The following is a 26,147-nucleotide window of genomic DNA, read 5'->3' on the forward strand; positions in this document are numbered from 1 at the left end:
TCTTCATTAATAGTTATATAAACAATGACTATATAAAAATATAGTCATTGTTTAAAATCTTCTAATTAATCTATACTTATAACTGAAACTGGACAACCATCTCTAGCATCTTGAGCTGATTCTAATAAATCGTTAGAAATATCTTCTTTTATAGGCACTGATTTACCTTCATCATCCATACTAAATACTTCTGGGCATGTTCCTGCGCACGCCTCACATCCTATACATCCGTCTCTATCAACAAAAGCTTTCATATTTTATCTCCTTATAAAATTAATTTATTTTAAAAAGGTGGTTGTTGTATTTTAATTATTTAGTAGGAACTTCTAAACAAGATCCTAAATCTTTTTCTGGTGTACTTATAGGTTTTATATCAAATGTATCAACTAAGTATTGAAGTACATTTGGACTTAAAAATGCTGGTAACGTTGGTCCAAGATATATTCCTTTTATACCTAGTGATAAAAGGGCTAATAAGTCTGCTACTGCTTTTTGTTCATACCAAGATAAAATGATAGAAAGTGGTAAGCTATTAACGTCTGTATCAAAAGCATCAGCAAGTGCTAAAGCTATTCTTACTGCTGAATAAGCATCATTACATTGTCCTACATCTAATAATCTTGGAAGTCCTGCTACTTCACCAAATTCTAATTTATTAAATCTATATTTACCACAAGCTAATGTAAGTATTATACAATCTTTTGGAACTTGTTCAGCAAACTCTGTATAATAGTTTCTTCCAGCCCTTGCTCCATCACATCCTCCTATTAAGAAGAAGTGTCTTAGTTTTCCTGATTTAACTGCATCTATTATAGCTGGTGCATTGCTTAGAGTAGCATTATGCCCAAATCCAACTAATATTTCTTTAGGCTCTTGATCTTCTTTAAATCCACCAAGTTCTAAAGCTTTATTTATTATTTCACTAAAGTCTTTATCTCCATTTTCGGTTTTTCCTATATATTTTACTCCATCCCATCCAACTACACTTGTTGTAAATATCCTGTCCTTATATGAATCTCTAGGCTTCATTAGGCAGTTTGTAGTCATAAGTATACATCCTGGTATATTATCAAATTCTTTTTGTTGGTCTTGCCAAGCTCCTCCAAAGTTTCCTGCTAAGTGAGGATACTTATTAAGCTCTGGGTATCCATGACATGGAATCATTTCTCCATGAGTATATATATTTATTCCTTTTCCTTCTGTTTGTTTTAAAATCATCTCTAAATCTTTTAAATCATGACCAGAAACAATTATAAATGGACCTTTCTTTACATGCACATTTACTTTGTGAGGAGCTGGGTTTTTATATACTGTAGTATTTGCTTCATCTAGTTTTTGCATAACAGCAACACTCATGTCCCCTGCTCTCATAGTCCATGTTATTAAATCTTCTACTGTTAATTTGTCATCACACGTTGCTGCTAATGCTCTAAAATAAAATTCATCTACTTGATCATTATAATACCCTAACTCTCTAGCTTGATGTCCGTATGCAGATATTCCCTTTAATCCATATATAATAGTTTGTCTTAAAGAACGTATATCAGCATCTAAATCTTGATCATACATTATTCCAGCTTTTTTTGCATCGATTAACATTTTGTCTCTAGTATCACTTAAATTATATGTAGCTTGCTCACAACAGTTTTCACAAGTTGAAACCTTACTCCTTAATGATTGTTTTATTTCTTGAGACTCTTTTAACATTTTTTCATGAACATCACCATCAAAGTTAACATTCGTAAGTGTTGTAAATAATGTATTTTCAACAAAGCTAACTATTTCTTTATCTACTTTTTCACCCTTTTTGATTAACTCATTTACATAGCAACTTATTCCTTTTACTTGATATACAAGCAAATCTTGAAGGGCTGCTATTTCAGGTGTCTTTCCGCAAACCCCTATTTTTGTACACCCCTTGCCTCCTGCTGTTTGTTCACATTGATAACAAAACATTGGAAAATCCATATATATTCACTCCTTTTTGTTTAATTTTCATATTTATAATGCCCATAAAATTCACATAATATAAGTTGGATTAATGCTTATTATTTGTTTTAATCTTTAGTTTTTTCTATTTTAAATACATTTATCACTTTCACATCTGGACAACATATTATGCAACTGTTTTTATCTTCTTCTCCTGGTATACCTCCACAATTATACACAAGTTTCCCACAGTTTTTTAAGTATCATAATCCCCTTGTAATTAAAAAAATCCCAACCATGATATTTTCATAGCTGGGATTTCAATTTTATTGTTCGTCTTCGTCGTAGTTTAATCCTTCTTCTTCCATTATAGCATTGTAAACAGCTACAACAGTTTCATACTCATCATCATTATCTAATGGTAATAATATTTCACCTTGCTCATCTTCATCAATTCTGAATATTAAAGCTTCTTCTGCATCTTCATCATCTACTGGTAATAATATAGCATATTCCTTACCTTCAGCTTCTAATGTTAATATTATTTCAAATTGTGTTTCAACACCATTTTCATCTATTAAATTTATTATGTTTTCTTGCATAATCTTCACCTCTAATTTTTAGTATTTATTATATTATATCTTATTATTTTAATTTTTTATATATTTTTTATAAATTTCTTTGTCTATCTAGATAACCTTGCAGTATTATTACTGCAGCTAACATATCTATAACTTTTTTTCTTTTACTTCTACTTACATCACCTTCAATTAATGATCTTTCCGCTGCAACTGTAGATAGTCTTTCATCCCAGAACTCTATTTCAAGTCCTGTTTCTTCTTTTAATAATTCACAGAATTTGATTACTTTTTCTCCTTGCGGCCCTAATGTTCCATTCATATTTTTAGGAAGGCCAGATACAATCTTATTTACTTGTCTTTCTTTTATTATAGCCTTTAATTCTTCGATATCTTTTTTCTTTCCAACTCTTCTTACAGTCTTAACACCTTGTGCTGTTAATCCCATTAAATCACAAACTGCTACACCTATTGTTTTGTCACCTATATCTAAGCCCATTATTCTTCCATCTAACATAGTATCTCTCCTTATATCGTCTTTATACAATAGTCTTTAATTTTAAATTATATTTTATATTTCATAGTTTAATCTTTATATACAAACTTATACTATCTAATAATAAAAGGGCATTTCTCAAAATAAATCTTATCTTTGAGATTGCCCCTTATTATATAAGAAAATAATAATATTAGTTATTTTTCTTCAAATATTATCATATTTATACTTATTATTAAAAGCGGTATTAGTATATATATAGCTGCAGTTGATGCTGCTACTATTCCTGAATCATTTACTAAAAGAGTCACTATACAACCAACTATTGATGCAATAAAACCTTTAAATATTAAAGGATACTTTTCAGATATATGTCTGAAATGCTTTGATGGTTTAAATATAAATATTGCAACAATACCTATCCCAGCAAGTAATATATTTACCCATACAGTTGATTGAGCAAGTTTTAGATTCATTTCAATCTTTCTAGTAAATGTTTGTATTATTGCCATTGGACCATTTAATAATATTTGCTTAACAAATAATGCTAAGTGAGATTCCGTTCCTAAAACTAAATCTAACACTGCAAATATTAATACAACAGCCACAGCAGCTGCTCCTAATAACATAACTTTTTTGAAATCTAGTTTTACATCAAATATTAAAAGGACAAATAATAGATATGCAACACATTCTGATATCGCTCCACCAACGTTAGCTCCCATAGATGGATAAGCACTAGTTATTAATATTATTAAAGATAATACTGCAACCAATGGTTTTGGTATGTTTTTATAGTTTAGTAATACTGCAAGAGCAAAAATAGCACAACCTATTGTAACACCTTCATATTCATTACCTATACCATAGTACCTAGCTCCTATTATAGCATCATAACTCATTATGTTATTTTGCATTAAATAAGTTCCAAATACTGAATCTATTGCTATTAAAGTAATAGTAAGTCCAGCTAAGAATCCCATCTGCTTAATATCATCGTCTTTAAATAGCACTCTTCCTAAGATATATAAAATTACTGTAGTCATAACAATTCCTATAGCTATTGTAACATCTGTTTTAAAATTAAATATAGGTGCTAGTAAAAATGCTAACGGCATTATTATTCCTAGTTTGATAAACTCTTTTAATATTTTAAATACTCTTTCTTTATGAGGTATACGCTCTTTAAATAATAGAGCAACCATAGCTATTACCCATGATGCTGATACTATACCTACAAAAGTATTAACAACCATAGATCTAGCTGTAGATATTGATACTATTTTTTCAAATTCTCCAAGTATATAATCTACATTGTTTTCTTTATCTACTAAGCTGTAACTTCTTCCTAACATAGCTTCATTTTTAAGACCAAATTCATTAAGTATATCTACACCAACATCTAAATTTGCTACAACACCATCTCTTCTTGTTGTATTAGATGTTAGTACACCTTTTCCATCGCCTTTAAATTTAACTATAGGAGATAATCTTCTATTATTTTTGTAATCTGCATCACTAGGAAATGCACTAGATATATATACAGTATCATTTTCGCCTACCATAGAAAATACTTCTGCAAGGTATGAATCTATATTGTTAAATATCATTTCCCTCATATCAAAGTAAGAGTCTTCATTTAGATACTCTTTATATAAATCTAATCGATATGTATCTCCAAGCTCTATAAATAAAGCATCAGCTTCTTCATAGTATTTTTTAGTTTCATTTTTTAACTTCTCATAGTCTGTAGCTACTCCAAATGGCATATATCCATCTTCAATATTGATATCATCAACATTTCCGTATTCTATTCTACCATATTCATCCATAGCTACTAGCCCAATATTTCTATTTTTGACTACTTTTCCATCTTCTACTCTGTCTGCGTTTCCAATAGCAGCAACCTTATATCCATTTTTTGTTAGAGTTTGTCCTAAAGCTCCTAAAGTAGAACCATATTCACCTTTTTCAAGGTTTTCATTAATTGACTTATTAATGGTAATATTGTTTATTTCTTTAGCACTTTGGCCTGTTGCTACTTCATACATTTCAGAATTTTCCTTAGTAGCTTGTTCGAAGTTAATATAATCTTGTGTGGCTACATTAGCTCGTCCTCCTGCACCCATAGAAGCGTAACTTCTTCTATCATCTGTACCTTTATCTCCTCTTATATTCATAAGGCCTATATAACCTTTTGAATTAATTTGTTCTTCAAGTACAGGTATTTTAAGCATATTTACAAGATTAGTTCTATTCATATTAATAAATATTACTTTACCTTGCTCTTCTTCTGCAAAGGAATAACTAGAAATAGAACTTACAAGTATCATAATTACTGCTAATAATGATACAATCTTCTTTTTCATTATTGACCTACTTTCTGTTCAGATAATGAGTGATAACTTCTTCTAATAATTCGTCTCTCTCAAATTTTTTGATTATAGATCTTGCATTTTTATGACTTGTTATATAACTTGAGTCACCTGAAAGAAGGTACCCTATAATTTGATTTATAGGGTTATAACCTTTCTCAAGTAATGCTTGATAAACAAGATCTATAGTATCTGAAACACTAATTTTATCATCTGTTACACCTTCGAATTTCATAGTATAGTCTAAATCTTTTTCCATACTCAACTACCCCCTTATTTGGTTGCTATTTAACTTGCGATTTTACAACCTCACTAGCATGGCTTAAAGCTTCCTCAACCTTTGATACATCACTAGCTCCAGCTTGTGCCATATTAGGTCTTCCTCCACCTTTTCCGCCAGCTATAGAAGCTACTTCTTTAACTATGTTTCCACAGTGTATACCTTTGTCTAATACATCTTTAGTAGCTGTAACAACAAAGTTTATTTTATCATCAGCAACATTTGCTAATACTACTACACCACTACCTAACTTATCTCTTAGGCTGTCTGCAGTTTCTTTTACTGTGTTCATATCCATACCTTCAAACTTTGTAGTTATTAGGTTTACTCCATTTATTTCAACTTTAGAATCTAATATTGAATCTACTGATTGTAAACTCATCTTAGTCTTAACTTCTTGTAATTCCTTAGCTAAATGCTTGTTTTCATCAACTAAACTTTGAGCTCTTTGAGTTAAGTTATCTTCTTTAGTTTTTAATGTTTGACAAACTTCGTTTATAACTGCTTCTTTTTCCTTTAAGTATTCGTATACTGCTTTACCTGTAATAGCTTCTATTCTTCTTACACCTGCAGCTACACCACCTTCAGATAATATTTTGAATAGTCCTATTTGAGAAGTATTTCTTAAGTGAGTTCCTCCACAAAGTTCTACAGAATAGTCACCCATAGATACAACTCTTACCTCATTACCATACTTTTCGCCAAATAGTGCCGTAGCTCCTTTTTCTTTAGCTGCATTTATACTCATATTTTCACAATTTATTTCTAAAGCATCAAGTATTGCATTGTTTACTTTTTCTTCTATTACTTTTATCTCTTCTTTTGATATAGCTTCAAAGTGAGTAACGTCAAATCTTAATCTTTCAGGAGTTACTAAAGATCCAGCTTGGTTAACGTGATCTCCTAATACTTCTTTTAATGCCTTATGAAGTAAGTGAGTAGCACTATGGTTTCTAGCAGAAGCCATTCTTATATCTTTATTAACTATAGTCTTTAAGTCTTCACCTACATTTATTTTACCAGACTTAACAGTTCCTATATGCTTAATAGTGTTATTTGCACCTTTTCTTGTATCAGTTACTTCTATAACTATATCTTCTGCTTTGTTAGTAAGTATACCAGTATCACCAGCTTGACCTCCACCTTCTGGATAGAAAGTAGTTTTATCAAGAACTATTACAACCTCTTGACCTGCAACTGCATTTTCTACTAATTCACCTTCAACAACTATAGCTTTAACATTACCTATATCGTCTAAGTTTTCGTAACCATTGAATTCACTATCAACAGTAGATTCTAACTTTGATAAAGGATCTTCCTTCCATCCTTCACCTTCCATGTTACCTCTAGCATTTCTAGCTCTTTCTCTTTGCTTGTTCATTTCTTCATTGAAAGATTCTTCATCTAAATCTAGACCAACTTCTTCTAAGATTTCCTTTGTTAAATCTATTGGGAATCCATAAGTATCATATAATTTAAATGCATTTTCTCCACTTAAAGTAGTTTTGTTGTTTTCTTGTAATTCTTTTATATAAGTAGAAAGTATTTCACTTCCTTGATCTATTGTTTCATTGAACTTTTCTTCTTCTATTCTTATAACTTTCTTGATGTAGCTTTCTTTTTCAACTAACTCTGGGTAAGCTTCTCCACTTACTTTTATAACTTCATCAACTAATTTGTATAAGAAGTTTTCTTTTATTCCTAATAACTTACCGTGACGAGCTGCTCTTCTAAGTAATCTTCTAAGAACATATCCTCTTCCTTCATTTGATGGTAATACTCCATCAGCAACTAAGAAACTTACTGCTCTTGTATGGTCTGTTATTATTCTTATAGATATATCAGTTTTGTCACCTTTACCGTATTCAACACCAGCCATTTTTTCTACAGTGTTTAATATTTGCTTTATAGTATCTACATCAAATATAGTATCAACACCTTGCATTATACAAGCCATTCTTTCTAGACCCATTCCTGTATCTATGTTTTTGTTGTCTAACTCTGTGTAGTTTCCATCTTCATCTCTATTAAATTGAGTAAATACGTGATTCCAGAACTCTAAGTATCTGTCACAGTCACATCCTGGCTTACAATCAGGGTTGTCACATCCATATTCTACCCCTCTATCGAAGTATATTTCTGAACAAGGTCCGCAAGGTCCTATACCTATTTCCCAGAAGTTATCATCTTTACCAAGTCTTACTATTCTTTCCTTAGGGAAGTTCATTTCTTTTTCCCATAAATCGAAAGCATCGTCATCTTCTTCATATACTGTTACCCATATTTTATCTTCAGGTATGTTTAGGTGCTCTGTAACGAACTCCCATCCCCATCTTACAGACTCTCTTTTAAAGTAATCTGCAAATGAGAAGTTGCCCATCATTTCAAAGAAAGTACCATGTCTTGCAGTCTTTCCTACGTTTTCTATATCACCTGTTCTTATACACTTTTGACAAGTAGTCATTCTCTTACTTGGCGGTACTTCTACTCCAGCAAAGTAGTTTTTAAGTGGAGCCATACCTGAGTTTATTAATAATAAACTTTTATCGTTGTGTGGTACTAAAGAAGCACTTTCTTTAACGTAGTGTTCTTTAGATTCAAAGAATTTTAAGAATCTACTTCTTATTTCGTTTAATCCCATTGGTTGCATTGTTTTTTCCTCCTAAATTTGTATTATTTCGCTCATGTTAAGCTATTTTATGTATTTAATACAATAAAAAAGCTCACACCTATAATATAAAATTATAGGGGCGAGCATTATATTCGCGGTACCACCCTAATTATCATTAAAAATAATGACATCTTCGGAAAACCTTAGCTATAACGTAACTACCGTCATTCCCTACTTAGTTTCAGGAATGCTACTCTAAGACTGCTTCAACTATTTTATTCTAAGGGCTTCCACCATTTCCCTCTCTCTGTAAGACGTCAAATAATTTACTATTTCTTTTCACTGTATTTAAATTAAAATTTTATTATATTTTTCATATAGTTATATTACTAAATTTTATTTAATTAATCAATAGTATATGAGAATTTTTAATCTATTATTCCTCCACCTACTACAACATCTCCCTGATACATAACAACAGATTGACCTTTTGTAATAGCTCTTTGAGGTTCATCAAATACTATTTTTATTCTATCATTACCTAATGCGTACACTGTAGCTGGAGATGGCTTAGCAGAGTATCTAATTTTTGCTTCTACTCTTATAGGCTCTTTTATATCAGCATAATCAAATAATATGAAATTTGCATCTTTAGCTTCTAATTCTTTTGCAAATATATCTTCATTATCGCCTAAAACTACTGTATTTCTCTTTGCATTTATATCTACAACAAACATAGGCTTTCCAAATGCTATTCCAAGGCCTTTTCTTTGACCTATAGTATAGTTTATTATTCCTGTGTGTTTTCCTAATATTTTACCATTAGTATCTACAAAATAACCTTCTTCAATTCTCTTTTTAGAATGTTTTTTAACATATCCTGCATAGTTATTATCTTTAACAAAGCATATTTCTTGACTATCAGGCTTATTATGAACATCCATACCCATTTCTTTTGCAATTTCTCTTACTCTATCTTTTTCATAATCTCCTATTGGAAGTAATGTATGCTCTAATTGCTCTTGAGTAAGATTATAAAGTGCATAAGTTTGATCCTTCTTATCAGTAACTGATTTTTTTAGAAGGTATCTTCCTGACTCTTCATCCTTTTCTATTTTAGCATAATGACCTGTCGCAACATAATCACAACCTATTTGACGAGCTTTCTTAAAGAAGTCATCAAATTTTATATGTTTGTTACAAGCTATACACGGATTAGGAGTTCTTCCTTCTAAATATTCATCTATGAAAGGTTCTATTACCTTCTCTTTAAATACATCACTGAAGTTTAACACATAAAATGGTATACCTATTTTATCAGCAACTCTTCTAGCGTCTTCTACTGCTGCTAAAGAACAACATCCACCTTCATTCTCTATTAATTCATCATCATCATCTTGCCATAATTTCATAGTAACACCTATTACATCATAGCCTTGTTGTTTTAGTAGGTATGCTGCTACCGAACTATCTACTCCACCACTCATACCTATCATTACTCTTTTGCTCATGAAATCACCTCGTTCTTTATATTATATATACTTTACTATATTTTTAAAAGTATATAATTTTCTATAACCTTCTAAAACCAGTTTTATTTTAATAATACCTAGGTATTATATACAGTCCTTTTTTAAGAAAAATATCCCTCTCAAGTAATATTTACCTAAAAGGGATATTGTAATCATTTTATTTTAAGCTTCTTCTTCCTCTATATCATGGTGATGATCATGATCATCGTCTATAACTACACCATCTAATTCTTCTATGTGGATATTGTGTTTCTTAGCATAGTCTATTAAAGCTGCTTTTATTGCTTGTTCAGCAAGAACTGAACAGTGCATTTTTACTGGTGGTAAACCATCTAAAGCTTCAGCAACTGCTCTATTAGTTACTTCTAAAGCTTCATGTATTGTTTTTCCTTTTACCATTTCAGTTGCCATTGATGAAGACGCTATTGCTGATCCACATCCGAAAGTCTTAAACTTTACGTCTTTTATTATTTCGCCATCTATGTCAAGATATATTCTCATTATATCTCCACATTTAGCGTTACCTACTTCACCTACACCACTTGCATTATCTATTTCCCCAACATTTCTAGGGTTCATGAAATGATCCATAACTTTATCACTATATTGCATCTTAATTTCCTCCTAATTCTCTCTATATATATTATCTGTTAATTATCTATTTGCTCTTTCCTTTTTAGCAGCATCGTAAAGAGGTGACATACTTCTTAATCTCTCTATTACAGCTGGTAAGTTTTCTATTATATAATCTATATCTTCTTCTGTTGTAAAATCACCTATTGATAGTCTTAATGATCCATGAGCTATTTCATGCGGTAGACCTATTGCCATTAGAACATGAGATGGATCTAATGATCCTGAAGTACATGCTGAACCACTTGATGCAGCTATACCTAACATATCTAACAGTAGAAGTATTCCTTCTCCTTCTATGAATTCAAACGAGAAGTTTACGTTCCCTGGTAGTCTATTTTCTAGACTTCCATTAACTTTTGTAAATGGTATTTCTTTTAATATGCCATCTATTAATTTTGCTCTTAAAGAAGTTAAAGTTTGAACATGATTTTCCATATTAGCCTTAGCCATTTCAGCTGCCTTACCATATCCTACTATTGAAGGTATGTTTTCAGTACCAGCTCTTCTTCTTCTTTCTTGTGCTCCACCGTGAACAAATGTGTGTAACTTTGTTCCTGTTTTGATGTATAATGCACCTATTCCTTTAGGTCCATATATTTTATGTGAAGACATACTCATTAAGTCTACGTTTAATTCTTTAACATCTATTGGCACGTTTCCAGCTGCTTGAACAGCATCTGTATGGAATAATACTTTATGCTTTTTAGCTATTTCACCTATTTCTTTTATAGGTTGTATTGTTCCTATTTCGTTATTTGCATACATTATTGTTATTAATATTGTATTATCTTTTATTGCTGCTTCTAATTCATCTAATTTTACTCTACCGTCTTCGTCAACATTTAAGTAAGTAACTTCAAACCCGTGATGCTTTTCTAAGTACTCACATGTGTGAAGTATACCGTGGTGTTCTATTTTAGATGTTATTATGTGGTTCCCTTTATCTCTGTGAGCAAATGCAACTCCTTCTATTGCCCAGTTATCACTTTCAGTCCCACCTGCTGTGAAGTATATTTCATTTGTTTTTGCATTTATAAGGTCAGCTACTTGACCTCTAGCTTTATCTAATGCTTGCTTAGCTTCTCTTCCGAATGTGTGAAAACTAGATGCATTCCCAAAATAATCCGTTAAGTATGGCATCATCTCATCTAGTACTTCTTTTTTAACAGGAGTTGTCGCAGAGTAATCCATGTATAATCTTCTTTTTTCCATTACATTCATCTCCATATCTATTTAATAATTATATTAGTTATATTTGTTATGTCGTTTTCTAATTTGTTTTTGTTGAAGTCATTTATCATGTCTTGAAGTGTAATAGACTCTATAACATCTTCTATACCCTTCTTTATCTTCTCCCAAACAACTTTAGTTACGCATATATTTGAATTCTCGCAAATCTCATCATCTAATAAACAATCCGATAGTGATACTGGTCCTTCAAGAACTGTCAGTATATCACCAACCGTAATATCTTTTGGGTCTCTATTAAGAAGATAACCTCCTTGGGCACCCCTTACACTTTTCACTAGTCCAGCTTTCTTTAGGGCTGAGAATAATTGTTCAAGATATTGATCTGATATATTTTGCTTTTTAGCAATAACCTTTAAAGAAACAGGTCCATCGTTTTGATTTAATGATAATTCAAACATAGCTTTTAGCCCATATCTACCCTTAGTAGATAACTTCATTATTATCACCCTCTATACGAAATCTAATTCATACTGTTTCAGTAGGAATTATCTTTAAACTTATTTTATTATAACCTAGTAAACTTGTCAAGATTAAATTCATAGTATTTTTGTAGGAATTAAAATTCGCTTCGCTCATGGGCCAACGTCTATTCGGTAGGCTCCTGTCCCATTGCTTAAAACTCGATATTTTCGTAGCGTCAATGTAAATTCAGATAGCTCATCACACCTTTTTACATACAAATAAGGAGTATGTAATCATACCCCCTCTTTTAAATTCCTTCATATAAAAATTGTTAAGATTTCATTCGATATCTTAATCGTTCTTTATGTATTACTTACTCCATATGTTTATAAGTAAGGCAAAATAAAATACAATATAGGAGATAAAATATATCCATTTACTCATCTTAATATTTTTTTCACTTATTTCATAATTTAATAAATTATTTAAAATCCTAGGTATAATAAAATTATATAAAATAAATACTGGCAGCGCTATATATACAATAATTCCAAACCAAAAGTGATTAAATATAGTATCTAATATAAAATCAGATCTAGTTTCAGCGGGTATAACAAGTATAACTACAATCCAAAATAGAAAAATAGGTATAGACATATATGAATCTACTAAATTACGATACTTATTATATCTTATAATGTATTTTAAATAATAGTCTTTATACATTGATGTAGATATACTATCTAGAATATCTTCTTTAGGTAAAAACTTTGAGTTATCACAATACATATAAACCTTAACTAAGTACATAATAATATCTTCAGTATCATTTCCTTTATTTGATAAATCAAGCTTAGGAATTTTTTTAGAAACCTTATCTACTCTAAATGCTTTTTTATCTAGAATTTCTCTAAGTTTATCTTCCAGTGTGAACCTTAAATCTTCTTTTTTATCAATTTCTATTTTTATAAAAAAGTTATTTTCGTGGTAAAGTATATCATCATAATCATTTTTAACTATTATTCCTACAGTCTTTTTATCCATAAATTCCCCCTATAAATCCTCGTTTCATATTTATCTATTGACATAATATTAAAACAAAGACCCTTCTTTCCTTTGTTCTCCCCAATTAAATATCTTGCTATAACTATTGATATCCCCCAGTATCTACTAGTTAGCTATCCATATTTTTTCATACAGAAATTTTTTAGTCTTTATTTAATATTATATAACATTTACATGTTTATTTTCATCCTATCATTTTTAGTATTCATTCAAAACATAACTTTATTTATAAATATTTATATACTTATCTCCTAGTAAATTGTATTTTATGATGGTAAAATATCTTTCATATGTTTTTATACAATTAGCTACGGAGGTTACAATTATGTATAATGTTAAAACTAAAGCTGAATTAGAAGCTGCTCTTAAAAATAATGAACCTAATATTTTTATATTTGATGAGAAAATAGTAAAATCATTTAAGCCTTTAGATAATGTAAATATTTCTAGTGCTTTTAGAAATAGATGTAAGTATACTCTTGAGAAATCTTATGATGGTTCTGCTTTTTTAGGATCTTTTGGGTTTGCCCCTATGATATCTGAAGTTGGTGATATATCTTTCTTCAGTGCAATGAGTATGATTTCTAGTGTAGGATTACATCAGATTCTGATTATTTTTTCACACTACAATATTAAATTCAAAGATAATGGTATTTTATTATCTAAAATCTAAAAAATATTATTTAAATAATAAAAAGAGCAATAATCAGGTATTAACCTACATTATCGCTCTCTTTATTTGTGTTTTTTATTTAATAAAATGTTGTGTTAAAGTGGTTTCTTTCTATCATTGACTTTTACTACACTTTTTATACTAACTTCCATGAGTCATCACTTCCTGGTGTAGATGTTGTCCACCATTTAGCTTCATATTTTTGACCGTTGTATACTACTATATCACCTCCAACATAAGCTTTACCTGGCATATATTCTTGACTTCCATCAGGATTTGTTTCTATTACTAGTTCCCAAGCTGCACTTGTGTCTGGATTTTCTCCTTTTACCCACCATTTAGCTACATATTCCTGCCCATGATATACTACTCTATCACCTTGTAAATATACTTGATCTGGATTATATGTATCTCCTGATGTTGAAGGCTTTTCTTTTACTGTTATTGTTCTCTCTTTAGACGTTGTTAATCCTTCACTGTCTATAACAGTGTATGTTAACTTATATGTACATACATTCGTTGTATCAATATTTCCTTGTACATCTATTTTTGATGTTAAATCTCCATCTTCTTTATCATTCGCAGTTATACCAGCCATTTTATCAAAGCTGTCTCCAACCGTTATAGTTTTATCTACTACTCCATTTAATACTGGTGCTTGATTCTTAGGATCTTCTGGCCCACTACCTCCACCGTCATTTCCACCATTTTCTCCAACTGGCTTCATTCCGTTAAAAGTAACATTTCTTACATCTGAGAAGCATAGTCCTATCATACCTTGAAGGTTTGTAGTTGCTCCTGGTTCTAAGCTTTGCCATCCTGAAGATTTCAATGTTATTGTAGTAAAATCTCCATTATCTTTTTCAGTAGCAGTACCTCCCCAAGATGATTTGTATATTGCTGATTTTGGTAAATCAAATGATAACTCCCATCCACCATCTATCTTTTCTTTAGTGTGGTTAGTTACTTCAAAATCATATGTATAGTTTGGATGGTCATAAGTTCCTGTTAAGTTTACTTCTACACCGATTTCTTCTAAGTTTTTATTGTCTTCTTCTGTTTTATTAGCAGGGCCCATTTTATCAAGACCACTACTTAATCTCTTAGTTAATGTATCCCCGTATGTATACTTACCTTCGTTTACATCATTTGAGCCTTCTACATAATTAGGATTTGGTCCATAATCTCCATCCATAACCCAAATTAAAGCTCCACCAAGATTCTTCTCTTCTATATACTTTAATCTTTCATCTATCGATTGCTCATTTTCAAAAGTTAAGAATACTTTTTCATTATTTTGCCATATATATGGTACTTTACCCACTTCATCCCAATGAACTTTTAGATTTGGATCTTGTTCCATTAAGTTTAGTACATGCCATAATGGATTTGCTCCTGCAGGTATTTGCTTACCATTTGCATCTAAATCTCCCCATATGTTATACTTTCCTGTTGCTGGTGTTTTACTTGAACCATGAAGTCCGTTTCCATTTCCACCTTGAACATTTTCCCATCCTCTTGTGTAATATGGTACACCCATTAATATTTTTTCTGGAGGTAATACCCCTCTATAATACTTGTATGACCAGTCCATACCAAGAACTGGCCTTATCATATTCATTGTTTCTCTATCTGCTGGGTCTGGATATATATTAGCTTGATTTTCAACAAACTCATTCCATCCACCGTGATAATCATATGACATTATACTTAAGAAATCTAATTCTTTTGCATATTCATTTGATTCTACTCCACCTAATACCCATGATGACGCACTTACAGCTGCTGTTAAAAGATATTCTGTATTATCTTCAGCCGCTGCTTTATCTAAAGCTTGGTTAAGCTTTTTCATCATTATGTTATATCTTGCATTTATAGTTTTTCTTCTTGGCTCAGAAACCTCAAAGTCGTCAGGGTTACCAGATTGACTAGTTGATGAAGGGAACTCAAAGTCTATATCTACCCCATCAAAACCATACTGTCTTACAAAGTCTACACATGATTGAACAAAAGTATCTATTCCCTCATCAGTATCCATCATTGTGTAGAATCCTTTTGAGCCTGCCCATCCCCCAACAGACATTAATAATTGAACATCTGGATATTTTTTCTTCATCTGTTGTAAAAGATTAAAATGACCTTTGTATGGTAAACTTTCATCTAATTCTATTTTTTCTCCGTTATAAGTTAAATCCATACCTTCAAAATTTTCTTCTAATGCTGCAAATTTATCACCAAATGATATCTTATTTGTTTGTGAGTCTACCATAGCAAAAGAATATTGAATATGAGTTAAAGAATCCCATTGTAAATCTGTTACATTAAAATAGTTGTGCTCTTTGCTTTTATAAGCCCACTCTGGAAAATACCCAACTATTTTTCTTTCTAAGTCTTCATTCTTTTGATTTACTTGAGTAGTTTCAAAATCACCTGATTTTAGTGCTGAAGCGTTAAGTGGTGTCACTATCATTGTAAGTAATGTTGCTAATGACATGATTTTACTTAATTTTTTTAGTTTCATAATACCTCCTATAATTTCAAATAAAAATTTACTACATTTGAGCTACTACATCCGCAAATCACCTGGCATTTTGCGGTGCAAAAATGTTTTAGGTATAAACTAAATTTAATAGAGGTGCCTATTTGATAAGTATTTCAATATGTTTTGGTAAAACATGTTAAGATAATAACTTTTGCATAAATAAAGCCTACAAAAAATATATAAATACTCTTTGGCAACTGGCTGGCATAGATTTTTCCTTAGCCCCTATAGCTTTGCGTCACTAACTTTCGTTAATTTTGCCCTATTAAATTTTATTTATTAATAATCTTCCATTTAATTGTATATACATTCACCTGTACATCCAACGAAATGTATATACATTATGTACGTCACAGTATTATAATAACTTTAGCTATAATTTACTAATATGCAAAAAGAGTTATTTATAAATAAACCTTTCCTCTTCGTCTGTTGCTTAAAATATTTTACGCTCAAAACCTTATTTTATTGGTATTACATAGATTCAACAATAATTTTCATTACAACTTGTGAAATCATATGTTTTATTGGACACTAAAAGAGCACTATTTCTAGCACTCTTTAACTTGAAATTTTAATACAATTGTAAATCTATCTTTCTAATATAGGAACATAAATATCCATAACAGTATCTTTTCTATGGTGACATCTTTCATCATAAAATTCAAAGTCTATCTTTTCTTCATCAAAAACATAGCCACTATCTTTAAACCACTCTTCAAATATATATTTCCAAGTTTCTTTTATTATTTTAGCAAAATCATCTTGAGATAAATCATCAGTCGTATCCACTGGTGGAGTTGTAAAGACCGCATATGTTGCTTCTGGGATTTCTATTGTAATCATGTCTTCTGTAACAGATTTAAAATCATTAACAAGTACACCCAAAAGATATGTCGCTTCTCCATCTTTGTTACAAGATGGAATGCATACTCCAACTTCACCATGTTTTTCTGGTTTTAAAATTTCATACATTTTACTTTCTAAATTTTCACCATTGTAATTACTCCAAAATGAAGCAATATCCTTAGTAAAACTTCCATTAGAAATATTTGTCTTTATACCATACCCTGCAACTTTAAATGCAGGCTTATTTACAATAATAGGATTCATAATATAACCTCCAAGTTTACATATTGATTCTTTATTAGAATAGCAGCCTTCCATGCGTTTTATATATTGTGTTGGGCTAAATCCATACTCTTTTTTAAATGCTTTCGAAAATCCATTGTGTGTATCAAATCCATACTCCAAGGCTATATCTATAATTCTATTTCCATCAAATAGTTTCATAGCCGCCAAGGATAATTTTCTTTTCTTTACATATTCCATCAAAGTAATACCATAATACATATTAAATATTCTACAAAAATGAAAAGTAGAATATCCACATCTACTTGAAATCAACTCCGGAGTTAATTCATTATTTATATTTTCTTCAATAAACTCAATAGATTTTGACATTACTTCGCTATAATTCAATTGTTCACCTACTTTCATCACGTGATAATTAAAGTATATCAACTTAATTGAAGTTATATTGTTCCTAAATTGCTATGTTTATTTAATTGTATAAAAAAAGCCATCTTAATAAACAAGAGTTTATCAAGATAACTTTAATATTGTATATATTTTCAATAATATTATCTATTATTTACTTTCACCTTAAGGTTGGGTCTTTTGATAAATACTTATTATAATAATAAATAATCATTATTATTGCTCCAATAGACGCATCTATCATGTCTTGCATTGTATCTTTTAGACCACCAGATTGTGTTTTCATGTGTGCATAAGTATCTAGTAAATACTCTGCTATCTCACAAATTGAAGAGATTCCTATTGCGAAGAAAAATAAAACTACACAAAGCCACAATTTCCCTGCACTTAATTTTACATCTGAATCTTTTAAAATATTCCATCCTATTTTGACAGTTATAAATCCTGACCAAAAATGTAGTAAATCATCATAAATTTTTATTTTATCATATAAATTATATGATGATCCTAGAACAAAAGAAAATAAAATAAACAAATTCCCTACTAAATATACGCTTTTATCTAGAACAGGTGATTTTTTCAAATATATTTTTGTTAATACAAACAAAATAACTAGTGAAAGTACACAAAGTCCAAATCTTCCATAGTCTTTCTTAAAAAGAAAAAATCCTATAGAAAAAACATATATTATATAAAGTATGTATTTAAATATATTAACTCTTTTATCATTCAAATTATTACCCTCCTTATTACTTAGTTAATATCTATTATTTCTAGCTAATATATTTTTATAACCTTATTTTTGATCAAAGCCTTCTTTTGCTTACATAGTATACTTTTCTTAATAGCACAAAAAAAGCATATCGAAATTATAAACATAATTCGATATACTTTTATTAAGCAAATTGCTAGATTTTATTTAACAAAAGCTAACGCACCTTCATAATTAGGCTCATTAGTTATCTCAGATAAGTATTCTGTATAAGTAACCTTTCCTGATTCATCAACAACTATTACAGCTCTTGATACTAATCCTAATTCTTTTATATATAATCCATAGTTCTTAGAGAACTCTCTATCCTTATAATCAGATGCAGTTATTACATTTTCTACTCCTGCATTCCCACACCATCTAGCTTGAGCAAATGGTAAGTCCATAGATATTGTGCAAACTGTTACATCATTCAATTTTGATGCTTCTTGATTAAACTTTCTAACTTCCATATCACATACAGGTGTATCTAATGATGGTACTGCAACTAGTATCTTTTTACCTTTTATATCACTAAACTTTATAGGGTTTAAGTCATTTCCAACAACAGTAAAATCTGGTGCTACATCTCCTACTTTTACTTGGTTTCCTTCTAATGTTAATGGCGCTCCTTGGAATGTAACTTGCATAATATTTCCTCCTTATTGTGTAACTTAATTTATTTGTTTCACATTTTATATTTACCCTATGTGTCTTATTCTAATCACAGATTTATTTAAAATTTTTGTACATGAGGTTATATATGAACACCGTTGTATCGATTACAAATTAATATTAATTATTTTAGCCTCAGGAATATAATCTTCTATTATTGATTTACATAAATTAAAATAGCCACTACATTTATCAATTATTGCCGCGTCACTACTTACAATTCTATCTAGCTTATCTAATACTATATCTGCATTATTTACTAACTCTACTTCAGTAATAAAATTATAATTTTCCATTATCTCTAATATATTGCATTTTAAATTACCTGAATTTGAAACTGGGGCATCTAAATAAATTTTTACATGTTCCGCTTGTTGTTTTTCTAAATAATCAGCTATTATTTTTATAGCTATATCTGTTTTATCAATTATTTTATAAGTCCCTCTAAGCCCTGCTAAATCTCTAATATTCCCATCTCTACCTTGTATCAAAGTTCCACCGGATAATGCTACCTCTAAGGTAATTATTAAATTAAATCCATCTATGTATATACCATCATTTTTTATTTCATCACAAGATAATCTTTTAGACATTCTTAATTCTTTCTGTTTTGTGGTACAAGTAGCCCTTTTAAGTGCATCTCTTTGTCTTATTGAAAACTGATATCTATCTCCTACAAATGTAACTACTGATTCTATTTTATATTCTCTATCTATTAACCACTCTATCTCTTCTTTAGCCTTATTCAGTCTAACTAACTCTTTTTCTGAAAACCACCTTATATCACTTTCATGATACCCTCTTTTTGATATTTTGCTCATTAACTACACTCCTTAATTGAGATGATATATTATTATTCTAATATGCACAAAAAGAAGAGACTAATATGCCTCTTCTTAACTATCTACTTTAATGTGTTAACCTAGGGCAACATCTAATATCATCATAACCATAAATCCTAAAATTACTCCTATTGCAGCTAAGTTTTTATTTTCACTTGCACTTTCTGGTATTAGCTCTGAAGACACTACAGAAATCATAGCACCTGCAGCAAAAGCTAATAAAAATGGTAACATACTTCTAATAGTTATAGCGGCAAATGCACCTAGCATACCTGCTAAAGGCTCCACCATACCTGATGCTTGACCGTATAAAAATGACTTTCCTCTACTATACCCCTCTCTTCTTAAAGGTAAGGACACTGCTGCTCCTTCTGGAAAGTTTTGTAATCCAATTCCTAAAGCAAGTAATAACGCTGAAATTACTGTAGCTCCCTCAACACCTGATGCTACACCACCAAAAGCGACTCCAATAGCCAATCCCTCTGGTATATTATGAATTGTAACTGCTGCTACTAATAACATACTACGCTTTAATGAGCTACTTTCTCTATTCATATCATTGTCTTTCCATTTTGTAAAATAATATTTATCTAAAAACTTCTCAGATATAACAATAAATATTCCTCCTGCGAAAAAGCCTAAAGCAGGTCCAATCCAAGAACACTGAACTCCCATTTGTTCACTTAATTCAATGGCAGGATTTAATAATGACCAAAAACTCGCGGCTATCATTACACCCGCTCCAAAACCTAACATAGAATCTAAAATCCTTCTATTTATACTTTTAAATATTAATACTACCGCTGCTCCTAATGCTGTCACTGCCCATGTAAATAATGTTGCTATCAGCGCTTGTATAACAGGAGACTGCTCTAAAAACCATTCCATATATGTCCCTCCTATTTTCATATTCATCTCTGTATAGTATTTATATTCAAAGTATTCATGTTAGGTTCCTTACTTTTAATAATTTGTACAATTTTTATCAACACATATAAACTTACCCTATCCATAAATTATCTCTAATAAAAATAGGAGTTGTGCTAACAATTAACTATTAGCTACAACCCCTATTATATATATTATTTTACAGTTACATTTATATTATCTTCATTTCCATCTATAACTACAGTACATCCATTATGAACTTCTCCTGCTATCATTTTCTTAGCAATTATAGTTTCTAATGTATTACTTATATATCTCTTCAATGGTCTAGCTCCATAAACTGGATCGTATCCTTCTTTTGCCATTATTTCTTTTGCACTATTAGTTACTTCAATTTTTATATCTTTTTCTTTTAATCTCTTTCTTAAAGAATTCATGAATATATCAATTATTTGTTTTATACCTTCTAAATCTAAAGGTTTAAACATTATTATATCATCAACTCTATTTAAGAATTCTGGCTTAAATCTACGTTTCATTTCATCCATAACTATATCTTTAGTTTGGTCTGTTATATTATCACCAGCCTCTAATAAATAGTGACTACCAATGTTTGATGTCATTATTATAAGAGTGTTTTTAAAGTCAACAGTCTTGCCTTTATTATCAGTAAGTCTACCATCATCTAATATTTGAAGGAACATATTAAATACATCTTCATGAGCTTTTTCTATTTCATCAAATAATATTACTGAATATGGATGTCTTCTTACTGCTTCAGTTAGTTGCCCGCCTTCTTCGTATCCTACATATCCTGGAGGTGGCCCTACAAGTCTAGATACTGCATGTTTTTCCATGTACTCTGACATATCTATTCTTATTATATTATCTTCACTGTCAAATAAGTTGTTTGCAAGAGTCTTAGCAAGTTCTGTTTTACCAACTCCTGTAGGTCCTAAGAATATAAATGAACCGATTGGTTTATTTTCATCTTTAAGTCCTGCACGAGCACGTATTACAGCATTTGATACTGCAGTTACTGCCTCATCCTGTCCTATTACTCTCTTATGAAGTTCATCTTCTAGTTTTAATAATTTTTCTCTTTCACCTTCAACAAGTTTAGCCACTGGTATTCCAGTCCATTTAGCAACTATTTCAGATATTTCATTCTCTGTTACTTCCTCTTTTAAAAGAGCATTTTCATAGCTTTCTTTAATTTTTGCTTCATATTCTTTGATTTGTTCTTCAAGTTTTGGAATCACTCCATATTTTACTTCAGCAGCTTTATTAAAATCATATTCTCTTTCGTATTTTTCAACATTTCCTTTAGCCTCATCAAGTTGTGCTTTTAAGTTTTTAATACCTAATATTTGTTGCTTTTCTTTTTCGTATTTAGCACTCATCTCATCATTTTTAGATTTTAACTCTGAGATTTCTTTTCCTAGCTTTTCAAGTCTATTTTTACTTTTTTCATCATTTTCTTTTAATAATGCTTCTCTTTCTGTTTCTAGTGTGAATAACTTTCTTCTTACAGTATCAAGTTCTGTAGGTAAGGAGTCAATTTCACTTCTTATCATAGCACCAGCTTCATCTATTAAATCTATTGCTTTATCAGGTAAATATCTGTCTTGTATATATCTATCTGATAATTTTGCAGCTGCTACTATTGCATTATCATGTATTCTTATACCATGATGAATTTCGAATCTTTCTTTTAATCCTCTAAGAATTGATACAGTATCAGAAACACTTGGCTCTTCAGCTATTACAGGTTGGAAACGTCTTTCTAATGCTTTATCTTTCTCTATATATTTTCTATATTCATCAAATGTTGTTGCACCTATACAGTTTAATTCACCACGCGCAAGCATTGGTTTTATTAAGTTACCTGCATCCATTGAACCTTCTGTTTTTCCAGCTCCAACTATTGTGTGTATCTCATCTATAAATAGTATTATATTTCCATTTGCACCTTCAACTTCTTTTAATACAGCTTTTAGCCTTTCTTCAAACTCTCCTCTGTATTTTGCACCAGCTATTAATGCCCCCATGTCTAAGGCATATATTACTTTATCCTTAAGCCCTTCTGGAACATCTCCTCTTACTATTCTTTCTGCAAGACCCTCAACTATAGCTGTTTTACCAACACCAGGCTCACCAATTAATACTGGGTTATTTTTAGTTCTTCTTGATAATATTCTTATTACTCTTCTTATTTCTTCATCACGACCTATTACTGGGTCTAATTTATTTTTCTTAGCTAATTCAATTAAGTTTGTTCCATAACGTGCTAAAGCTTCATATGTGCCTTCTGGATCTTGAGTTTCTACTCTTTGATTTCCTCTTACTTTTGATAATACATCTAAGAAATCTTTCTTAGTAATGTTGAATTGTCTTAGTATTTTCCCTACTATATTATTACTTTCCATATCCATCATAGCAAGCATAACATGCTCAACGCTAATATAATCATCATTAAACTCTTTTGATATTTCTTCTGCTTTTATTAATACTTCATTTATTCTTCTAGTAGCTGTAACCCCTTGTGAACTTATACCTTCTCCATGTATTTGAGGAAGCTTTCTTAATTCTAAATCTATTGTATTTTTTAATGAATCTACAGATACATTCATCTTATCAAATATATTTGGAATTAATCCATCTTCTTGATTTACAAGGGCTGCAAAAAGATGAACTACATCAACTTGCTGATTATGATTTTTTACTGCAATATTAAAAGCATCATTTAAAGAATTTTGTACTCTTATTGTCATTCTATCTACATTCATATCTAAACCCTCCACTTTCTATATTTAAGCAATATTTATTATACGCATATTTTAAATTTATATTTTGTTAGCAGTCTCATTTATCGAGTGCTAACTCGTTAATAAAAATATACTCCTCTTAAATAATTTTGTCAACAGAATATTTTTGATTTATTCTAAATTCCAATATATACAATTTATATGAAGCAAAAAGAAAAGCTAGTCAAATTGACTAGCCTTCATTTATATAATTATTATTAATTTTTATTTTAGTTTCCTATGAACATTTGAGTCCAGTATAATTGACCCTTAGCGTTTTTAGCTACACCTACTCCTATTTCAGTGAAACTAGAGTTTAATATATTTTTTCTATGTCCGTCAGAATTCATCCATGCCTTCATAACTTCTTCTGGAGATGTTTGTCCCATAGCTATATTTTCTCCTGCACTCTTATATGATATTCCAAATTGCTTCATCATATCAAATGGAGATCCGTATGTTGGAGAGTTATGGTCAAAGTAGTTTTTGTCTATCATGTCTTGTGATTTAGTTGTTGCTACATTTGATAACTTTGCATTTAATGTTAATGGTTTTGCTCCAACTTTTGCTCTTTCAGCATTAACTAATTCTAAAACCCTTTGTTGGAATGCTGCATAATCACTTGAAGTACCAGGATTTTCCTCTGGTTTTTGTTCAGGCTTTTGCTCTGGCTTTGTTGTGTTGTTATCATTTGAATCTCCTGGTAATGCTGGAGTTTCATTTGGAGTTTGCTCTGGCTTTTCTTCTGGTACTACAGTATTGTTATCATTTGAATCTCCTGGTAATGCTGGAGTTTCATTTGGAGTTTGCTCTGGCTTAGCTGTATTATTGTTACATGTTTTTCCTGATAATACTAATATATTATTAAGTAATTTTTCTGGAGTTAATATTTTATTTAAATCACAGCTACTAGAGTTACCATGGTTAGATTCGCAATCATCAGTTCCACAGTTGTTTAAATTACAGTTGCTTTTCTTATTACCAACTTTTATTGAACAACTACTTTTGTGAGTTTTGCAAGTAGTTTGTCTATTTATAGTTTGTGCACTTGCTGGAACAGTTGCTCCTAATGTTATTATCGATACAGCTCCTATTGCTACTAAATGTTTAATTTTCTTTGTCATATCCTTCACCTCTTTTTGAATTTTGAGATTACGAATTACATTTGTTACTTTTTTGTAATGTTTTGTAACCTTTTTGTAACCTTTTGTTAAATCTATAATATCACATATTTCGACATTTTCTATTGGTAGTTTTTTGTAGTTACCCCTTTCCACTTATACAAAACCTTCCTTATACCTGTTAAACACTAGCTTTCATAAGAATTTTAAAAATAAAAAAAGAGCTAAATTCAATTTATAGCTCCTCTATTTCATAGGTGTTATAAGTTTAAATTTAGCTCTTTACAATTAGTTAGAGTATACCATGCACAATTACTACATATATCTGTAAACATATCTTCATTCATTTTTTTGTATATCTTATCTTTTAATTCCTTATAAATATACTTATCTTCTTTTATATCAAAGTAATCTATAATTTTTGAATCTATTTTTTCAACCTTTTCTTGACTTTTACAAAGCCGATTGCCTAAATTGTATGGACATTTTGAACATATATCATCTAAACCAAATACAATTTGAATATCCTGTGAATCATCTTTTAACTCATTAATTATCTTTTTCATATTAATATTAAAATCTTCACTATAACCTTTACCAACATAAGCTTTCATACATAATATATGATGTGGCCTTATTTTTATCATTATTACACTCCTAAGTTGATTCTTTTATTTATACTAGTTCCTACTATATATGCTAATATTATTTTTAATATATCTACTGCAACAAACGGAATTACACATGCCATTAAGCCTGCCATAAAAGTCATGTCTGTTACAAAACAGAATTGAAGAGTCCCTATTGTATAGCTTATTATAAGGCCTATTATCATTCCAATAAAAACCATTGGCTTACTTTTATACTTCTTAGAAAAGTAACCTACTATTAAAGCTATTAAAGGAAAAGATAAAATAAATCCTCCTGTAGGCCCTAGTACTATTCCCATACCCCCACTCATTTGTGCAAATACTGGAATACCAATCGAACCAAGAAGCACATATATTATTTGAGATATAGTCCCTAGTTTAGGACCTAATAATATTCCAGACAACATTATTGCAAATACTTGCATCGTAAGTGGAATTGTTGTAAATGGTAATGGTATTGATATTTGAGATAATACTGCAGTTATACTAGCAAATAAACCACACACTATAATTTCTTTAGTTGTTAATTTCATATAAACTTCC

General features: G+C 30.3%; 23 protein-coding genes, 1 riboswitch and 1 other annotated feature. Of the genes, 1 reads left to right on the plus strand and 22 read right to left on the minus strand.

All coding sequences use genetic code 11. The features are described from left to right. Positions 1-65: 65 nt before the first annotated feature. From ACI48P_RS02605 to ACI48P_RS02660, 12 genes are all read right to left on the minus strand, one after another. The gene (locus ACI48P_RS02605; RefSeq protein WP_475213179.1) at positions 66-254 is read right to left on the minus strand and encodes a ferredoxin; all 189 of its coding nucleotides are present in this window, start codon (positions 252-254) and stop codon (positions 66-68) included. 55 nt (positions 255-309) lie between these two features. After that, complete coding sequence (gene hcp / locus ACI48P_RS02610; RefSeq protein WP_475213181.1) at positions 310-1,968, minus strand: hydroxylamine reductase; 1,659 nt, start codon at positions 1,966-1,968, stop codon at positions 310-312. A gap of 287 nt (positions 1,969-2,255) precedes the next feature. Then, positions 2,256-2,531: a DUF1292 domain-containing protein gene (locus ACI48P_RS02615; RefSeq protein ID WP_475213183.1), complete on the minus strand. Its 276-nt coding sequence runs from the start codon at positions 2,529-2,531 to the stop codon at positions 2,256-2,258. A 67-nt stretch (positions 2,532-2,598) separates the two neighbouring features. Further along, complete coding sequence (ruvX, locus tag ACI48P_RS02620; RefSeq protein WP_475213185.1) at positions 2,599-3,024, minus strand: Holliday junction resolvase RuvX; 426 nt, start codon at positions 3,022-3,024, stop codon at positions 2,599-2,601. A gap of 176 nt (positions 3,025-3,200) precedes the next feature. Next, on the minus strand, positions 3,201-5,372 hold the full coding sequence (locus ACI48P_RS02625; RefSeq protein ID WP_475213187.1) for a hypothetical protein: 2,172 nt from the start codon (positions 5,370-5,372) through the stop codon (positions 3,201-3,203). A 7-nt stretch (positions 5,373-5,379) separates the two neighbouring features. Next, entirely contained in the window at positions 5,380-5,637 is a 258-nt protein-coding gene (locus ACI48P_RS02630) for an IreB family regulatory phosphoprotein (protein ID WP_475214129.1), read from the minus strand. Positions 5,638-5,662: 25 nt separating this feature from the next. Continuing rightward, complete coding sequence (alaS, locus tag ACI48P_RS02635; RefSeq protein WP_475213189.1) at positions 5,663-8,308, minus strand: alanine--tRNA ligase; 2,646 nt, start codon at positions 8,306-8,308, stop codon at positions 5,663-5,665. Positions 8,309-8,401: 93 nt separating this feature from the next. Next, positions 8,402-8,621, minus strand: a binding site (T-box leader). Between the two features lie 76 nt (positions 8,622-8,697). Beyond that, positions 8,698-9,780: a tRNA 2-thiouridine(34) synthase MnmA gene (mnmA, locus tag ACI48P_RS02640; protein WP_475213190.1), complete on the minus strand. Its 1,083-nt coding sequence runs from the start codon at positions 9,778-9,780 to the stop codon at positions 8,698-8,700. Positions 9,781-9,963: 183 nt separating this feature from the next. Then, on the minus strand, positions 9,964-10,413 hold the full coding sequence (gene nifU, locus ACI48P_RS02645; protein ID WP_475213192.1) for a Fe-S cluster assembly scaffold protein NifU: 450 nt from the start codon (positions 10,411-10,413) through the stop codon (positions 9,964-9,966). 42 nt (positions 10,414-10,455) lie between these two features. Continuing rightward, on the minus strand, positions 10,456-11,649 hold the full coding sequence (gene nifS / locus ACI48P_RS02650) for a cysteine desulfurase NifS (RefSeq protein ID WP_475213194.1): 1,194 nt from the start codon (positions 11,647-11,649) through the stop codon (positions 10,456-10,458). Between the two features lie 17 nt (positions 11,650-11,666). Next, positions 11,667-12,125, minus strand: coding sequence for an RrF2 family transcriptional regulator (locus ACI48P_RS02655; protein WP_475213196.1), 459 nt, complete (start codon positions 12,123-12,125; stop codon positions 11,667-11,669). A gap of 334 nt (positions 12,126-12,459) precedes the next feature. After that, positions 12,460-13,134 carry a hypothetical protein gene (locus ACI48P_RS02660; protein WP_475213198.1) on the minus strand — a complete coding sequence of 225 codons (675 nt, stop codon included), beginning with the start codon at positions 13,132-13,134 and terminating at the stop codon, positions 12,460-12,462. A 346-nt stretch (positions 13,135-13,480) separates the two neighbouring features. Between ACI48P_RS02660 and ACI48P_RS02665 the strand changes: the two genes are divergently transcribed. Further along, positions 13,481-13,828 (plus strand): hypothetical protein, encoded by a 348-nt coding sequence (locus ACI48P_RS02665; protein ID WP_475213200.1) that lies wholly within the window; start codon positions 13,481-13,483, stop codon positions 13,826-13,828. Positions 13,829-13,964: 136 nt separating this feature from the next. Here ACI48P_RS02665 and ACI48P_RS02670 read toward each other — a convergent pair whose 3' ends face one another. The 10 genes from ACI48P_RS02670 to ACI48P_RS02715 all read right to left on the minus strand — a co-directional run bounded on the left by ACI48P_RS02670 (position 13,965) and on the right by ACI48P_RS02715 (position 26,137). Further along, positions 13,965-16,349, minus strand: a complete 2,385-nt coding sequence (locus tag ACI48P_RS02670; protein ID WP_475213202.1) for a glycosyl hydrolase family 18 protein — start codon at positions 16,347-16,349, stop codon at positions 13,965-13,967. A 210-nt stretch (positions 16,350-16,559) separates the two neighbouring features. Further along, positions 16,560-16,642, minus strand: a riboswitch (cyclic di-GMP riboswitch). Positions 16,643-16,961: 319 nt separating this feature from the next. Next, positions 16,962-17,852, minus strand: coding sequence for an AraC family transcriptional regulator (locus ACI48P_RS02675; RefSeq protein ID WP_475213204.1), 891 nt, complete (start codon positions 17,850-17,852; stop codon positions 16,962-16,964). A 178-nt stretch (positions 17,853-18,030) separates the two neighbouring features. Then, positions 18,031-18,603 carry a DUF2238 domain-containing protein gene (locus ACI48P_RS02680; RefSeq protein ID WP_475213206.1) on the minus strand — a complete coding sequence of 191 codons (573 nt, stop codon included), beginning with the start codon at positions 18,601-18,603 and terminating at the stop codon, positions 18,031-18,033. 182 nt (positions 18,604-18,785) lie between these two features. Then, positions 18,786-19,271, minus strand: coding sequence for a thiol peroxidase (gene tpx / locus ACI48P_RS02685; RefSeq protein ID WP_475213208.1), 486 nt, complete (start codon positions 19,269-19,271; stop codon positions 18,786-18,788). Positions 19,272-19,403: 132 nt separating this feature from the next. After that, positions 19,404-20,117: a DUF434 domain-containing protein gene (locus tag ACI48P_RS02690; protein WP_475213210.1), complete on the minus strand. Its 714-nt coding sequence runs from the start codon at positions 20,115-20,117 to the stop codon at positions 19,404-19,406. 96 nt (positions 20,118-20,213) lie between these two features. After that, the gene (locus ACI48P_RS02695) at positions 20,214-21,026 is read right to left on the minus strand and encodes a ZIP family metal transporter (protein ID WP_475213212.1); all 813 of its coding nucleotides are present in this window, start codon (positions 21,024-21,026) and stop codon (positions 20,214-20,216) included. Positions 21,027-21,220: 194 nt separating this feature from the next. Beyond that, on the minus strand, positions 21,221-23,815 hold the full coding sequence (gene clpB / locus ACI48P_RS02700; RefSeq protein ID WP_475213213.1) for an ATP-dependent chaperone ClpB: 2,595 nt from the start codon (positions 23,813-23,815) through the stop codon (positions 21,221-21,223). Positions 23,816-24,063: 248 nt separating this feature from the next. After that, a complete protein-coding gene (locus ACI48P_RS02705) occupies positions 24,064-24,957 on the minus strand; it encodes a CAP domain-containing protein (protein ID WP_475213215.1) in 894 nt (297 codons plus the stop codon). Between the two features lie 257 nt (positions 24,958-25,214). Continuing rightward, positions 25,215-25,601: a DUF1284 domain-containing protein gene (locus ACI48P_RS02710; RefSeq protein ID WP_475213216.1), complete on the minus strand. Its 387-nt coding sequence runs from the start codon at positions 25,599-25,601 to the stop codon at positions 25,215-25,217. A gap of 2 nt (positions 25,602-25,603) precedes the next feature. Then, entirely contained in the window at positions 25,604-26,137 is a 534-nt protein-coding gene (locus tag ACI48P_RS02715; RefSeq protein WP_475213218.1) for a biotin transporter BioY, read from the minus strand. Positions 26,138-26,147 lie beyond the last annotated feature (10 nt).

It is taken from the genome of Romboutsia sp. LXY-2, from assembly GCF_056171995.1.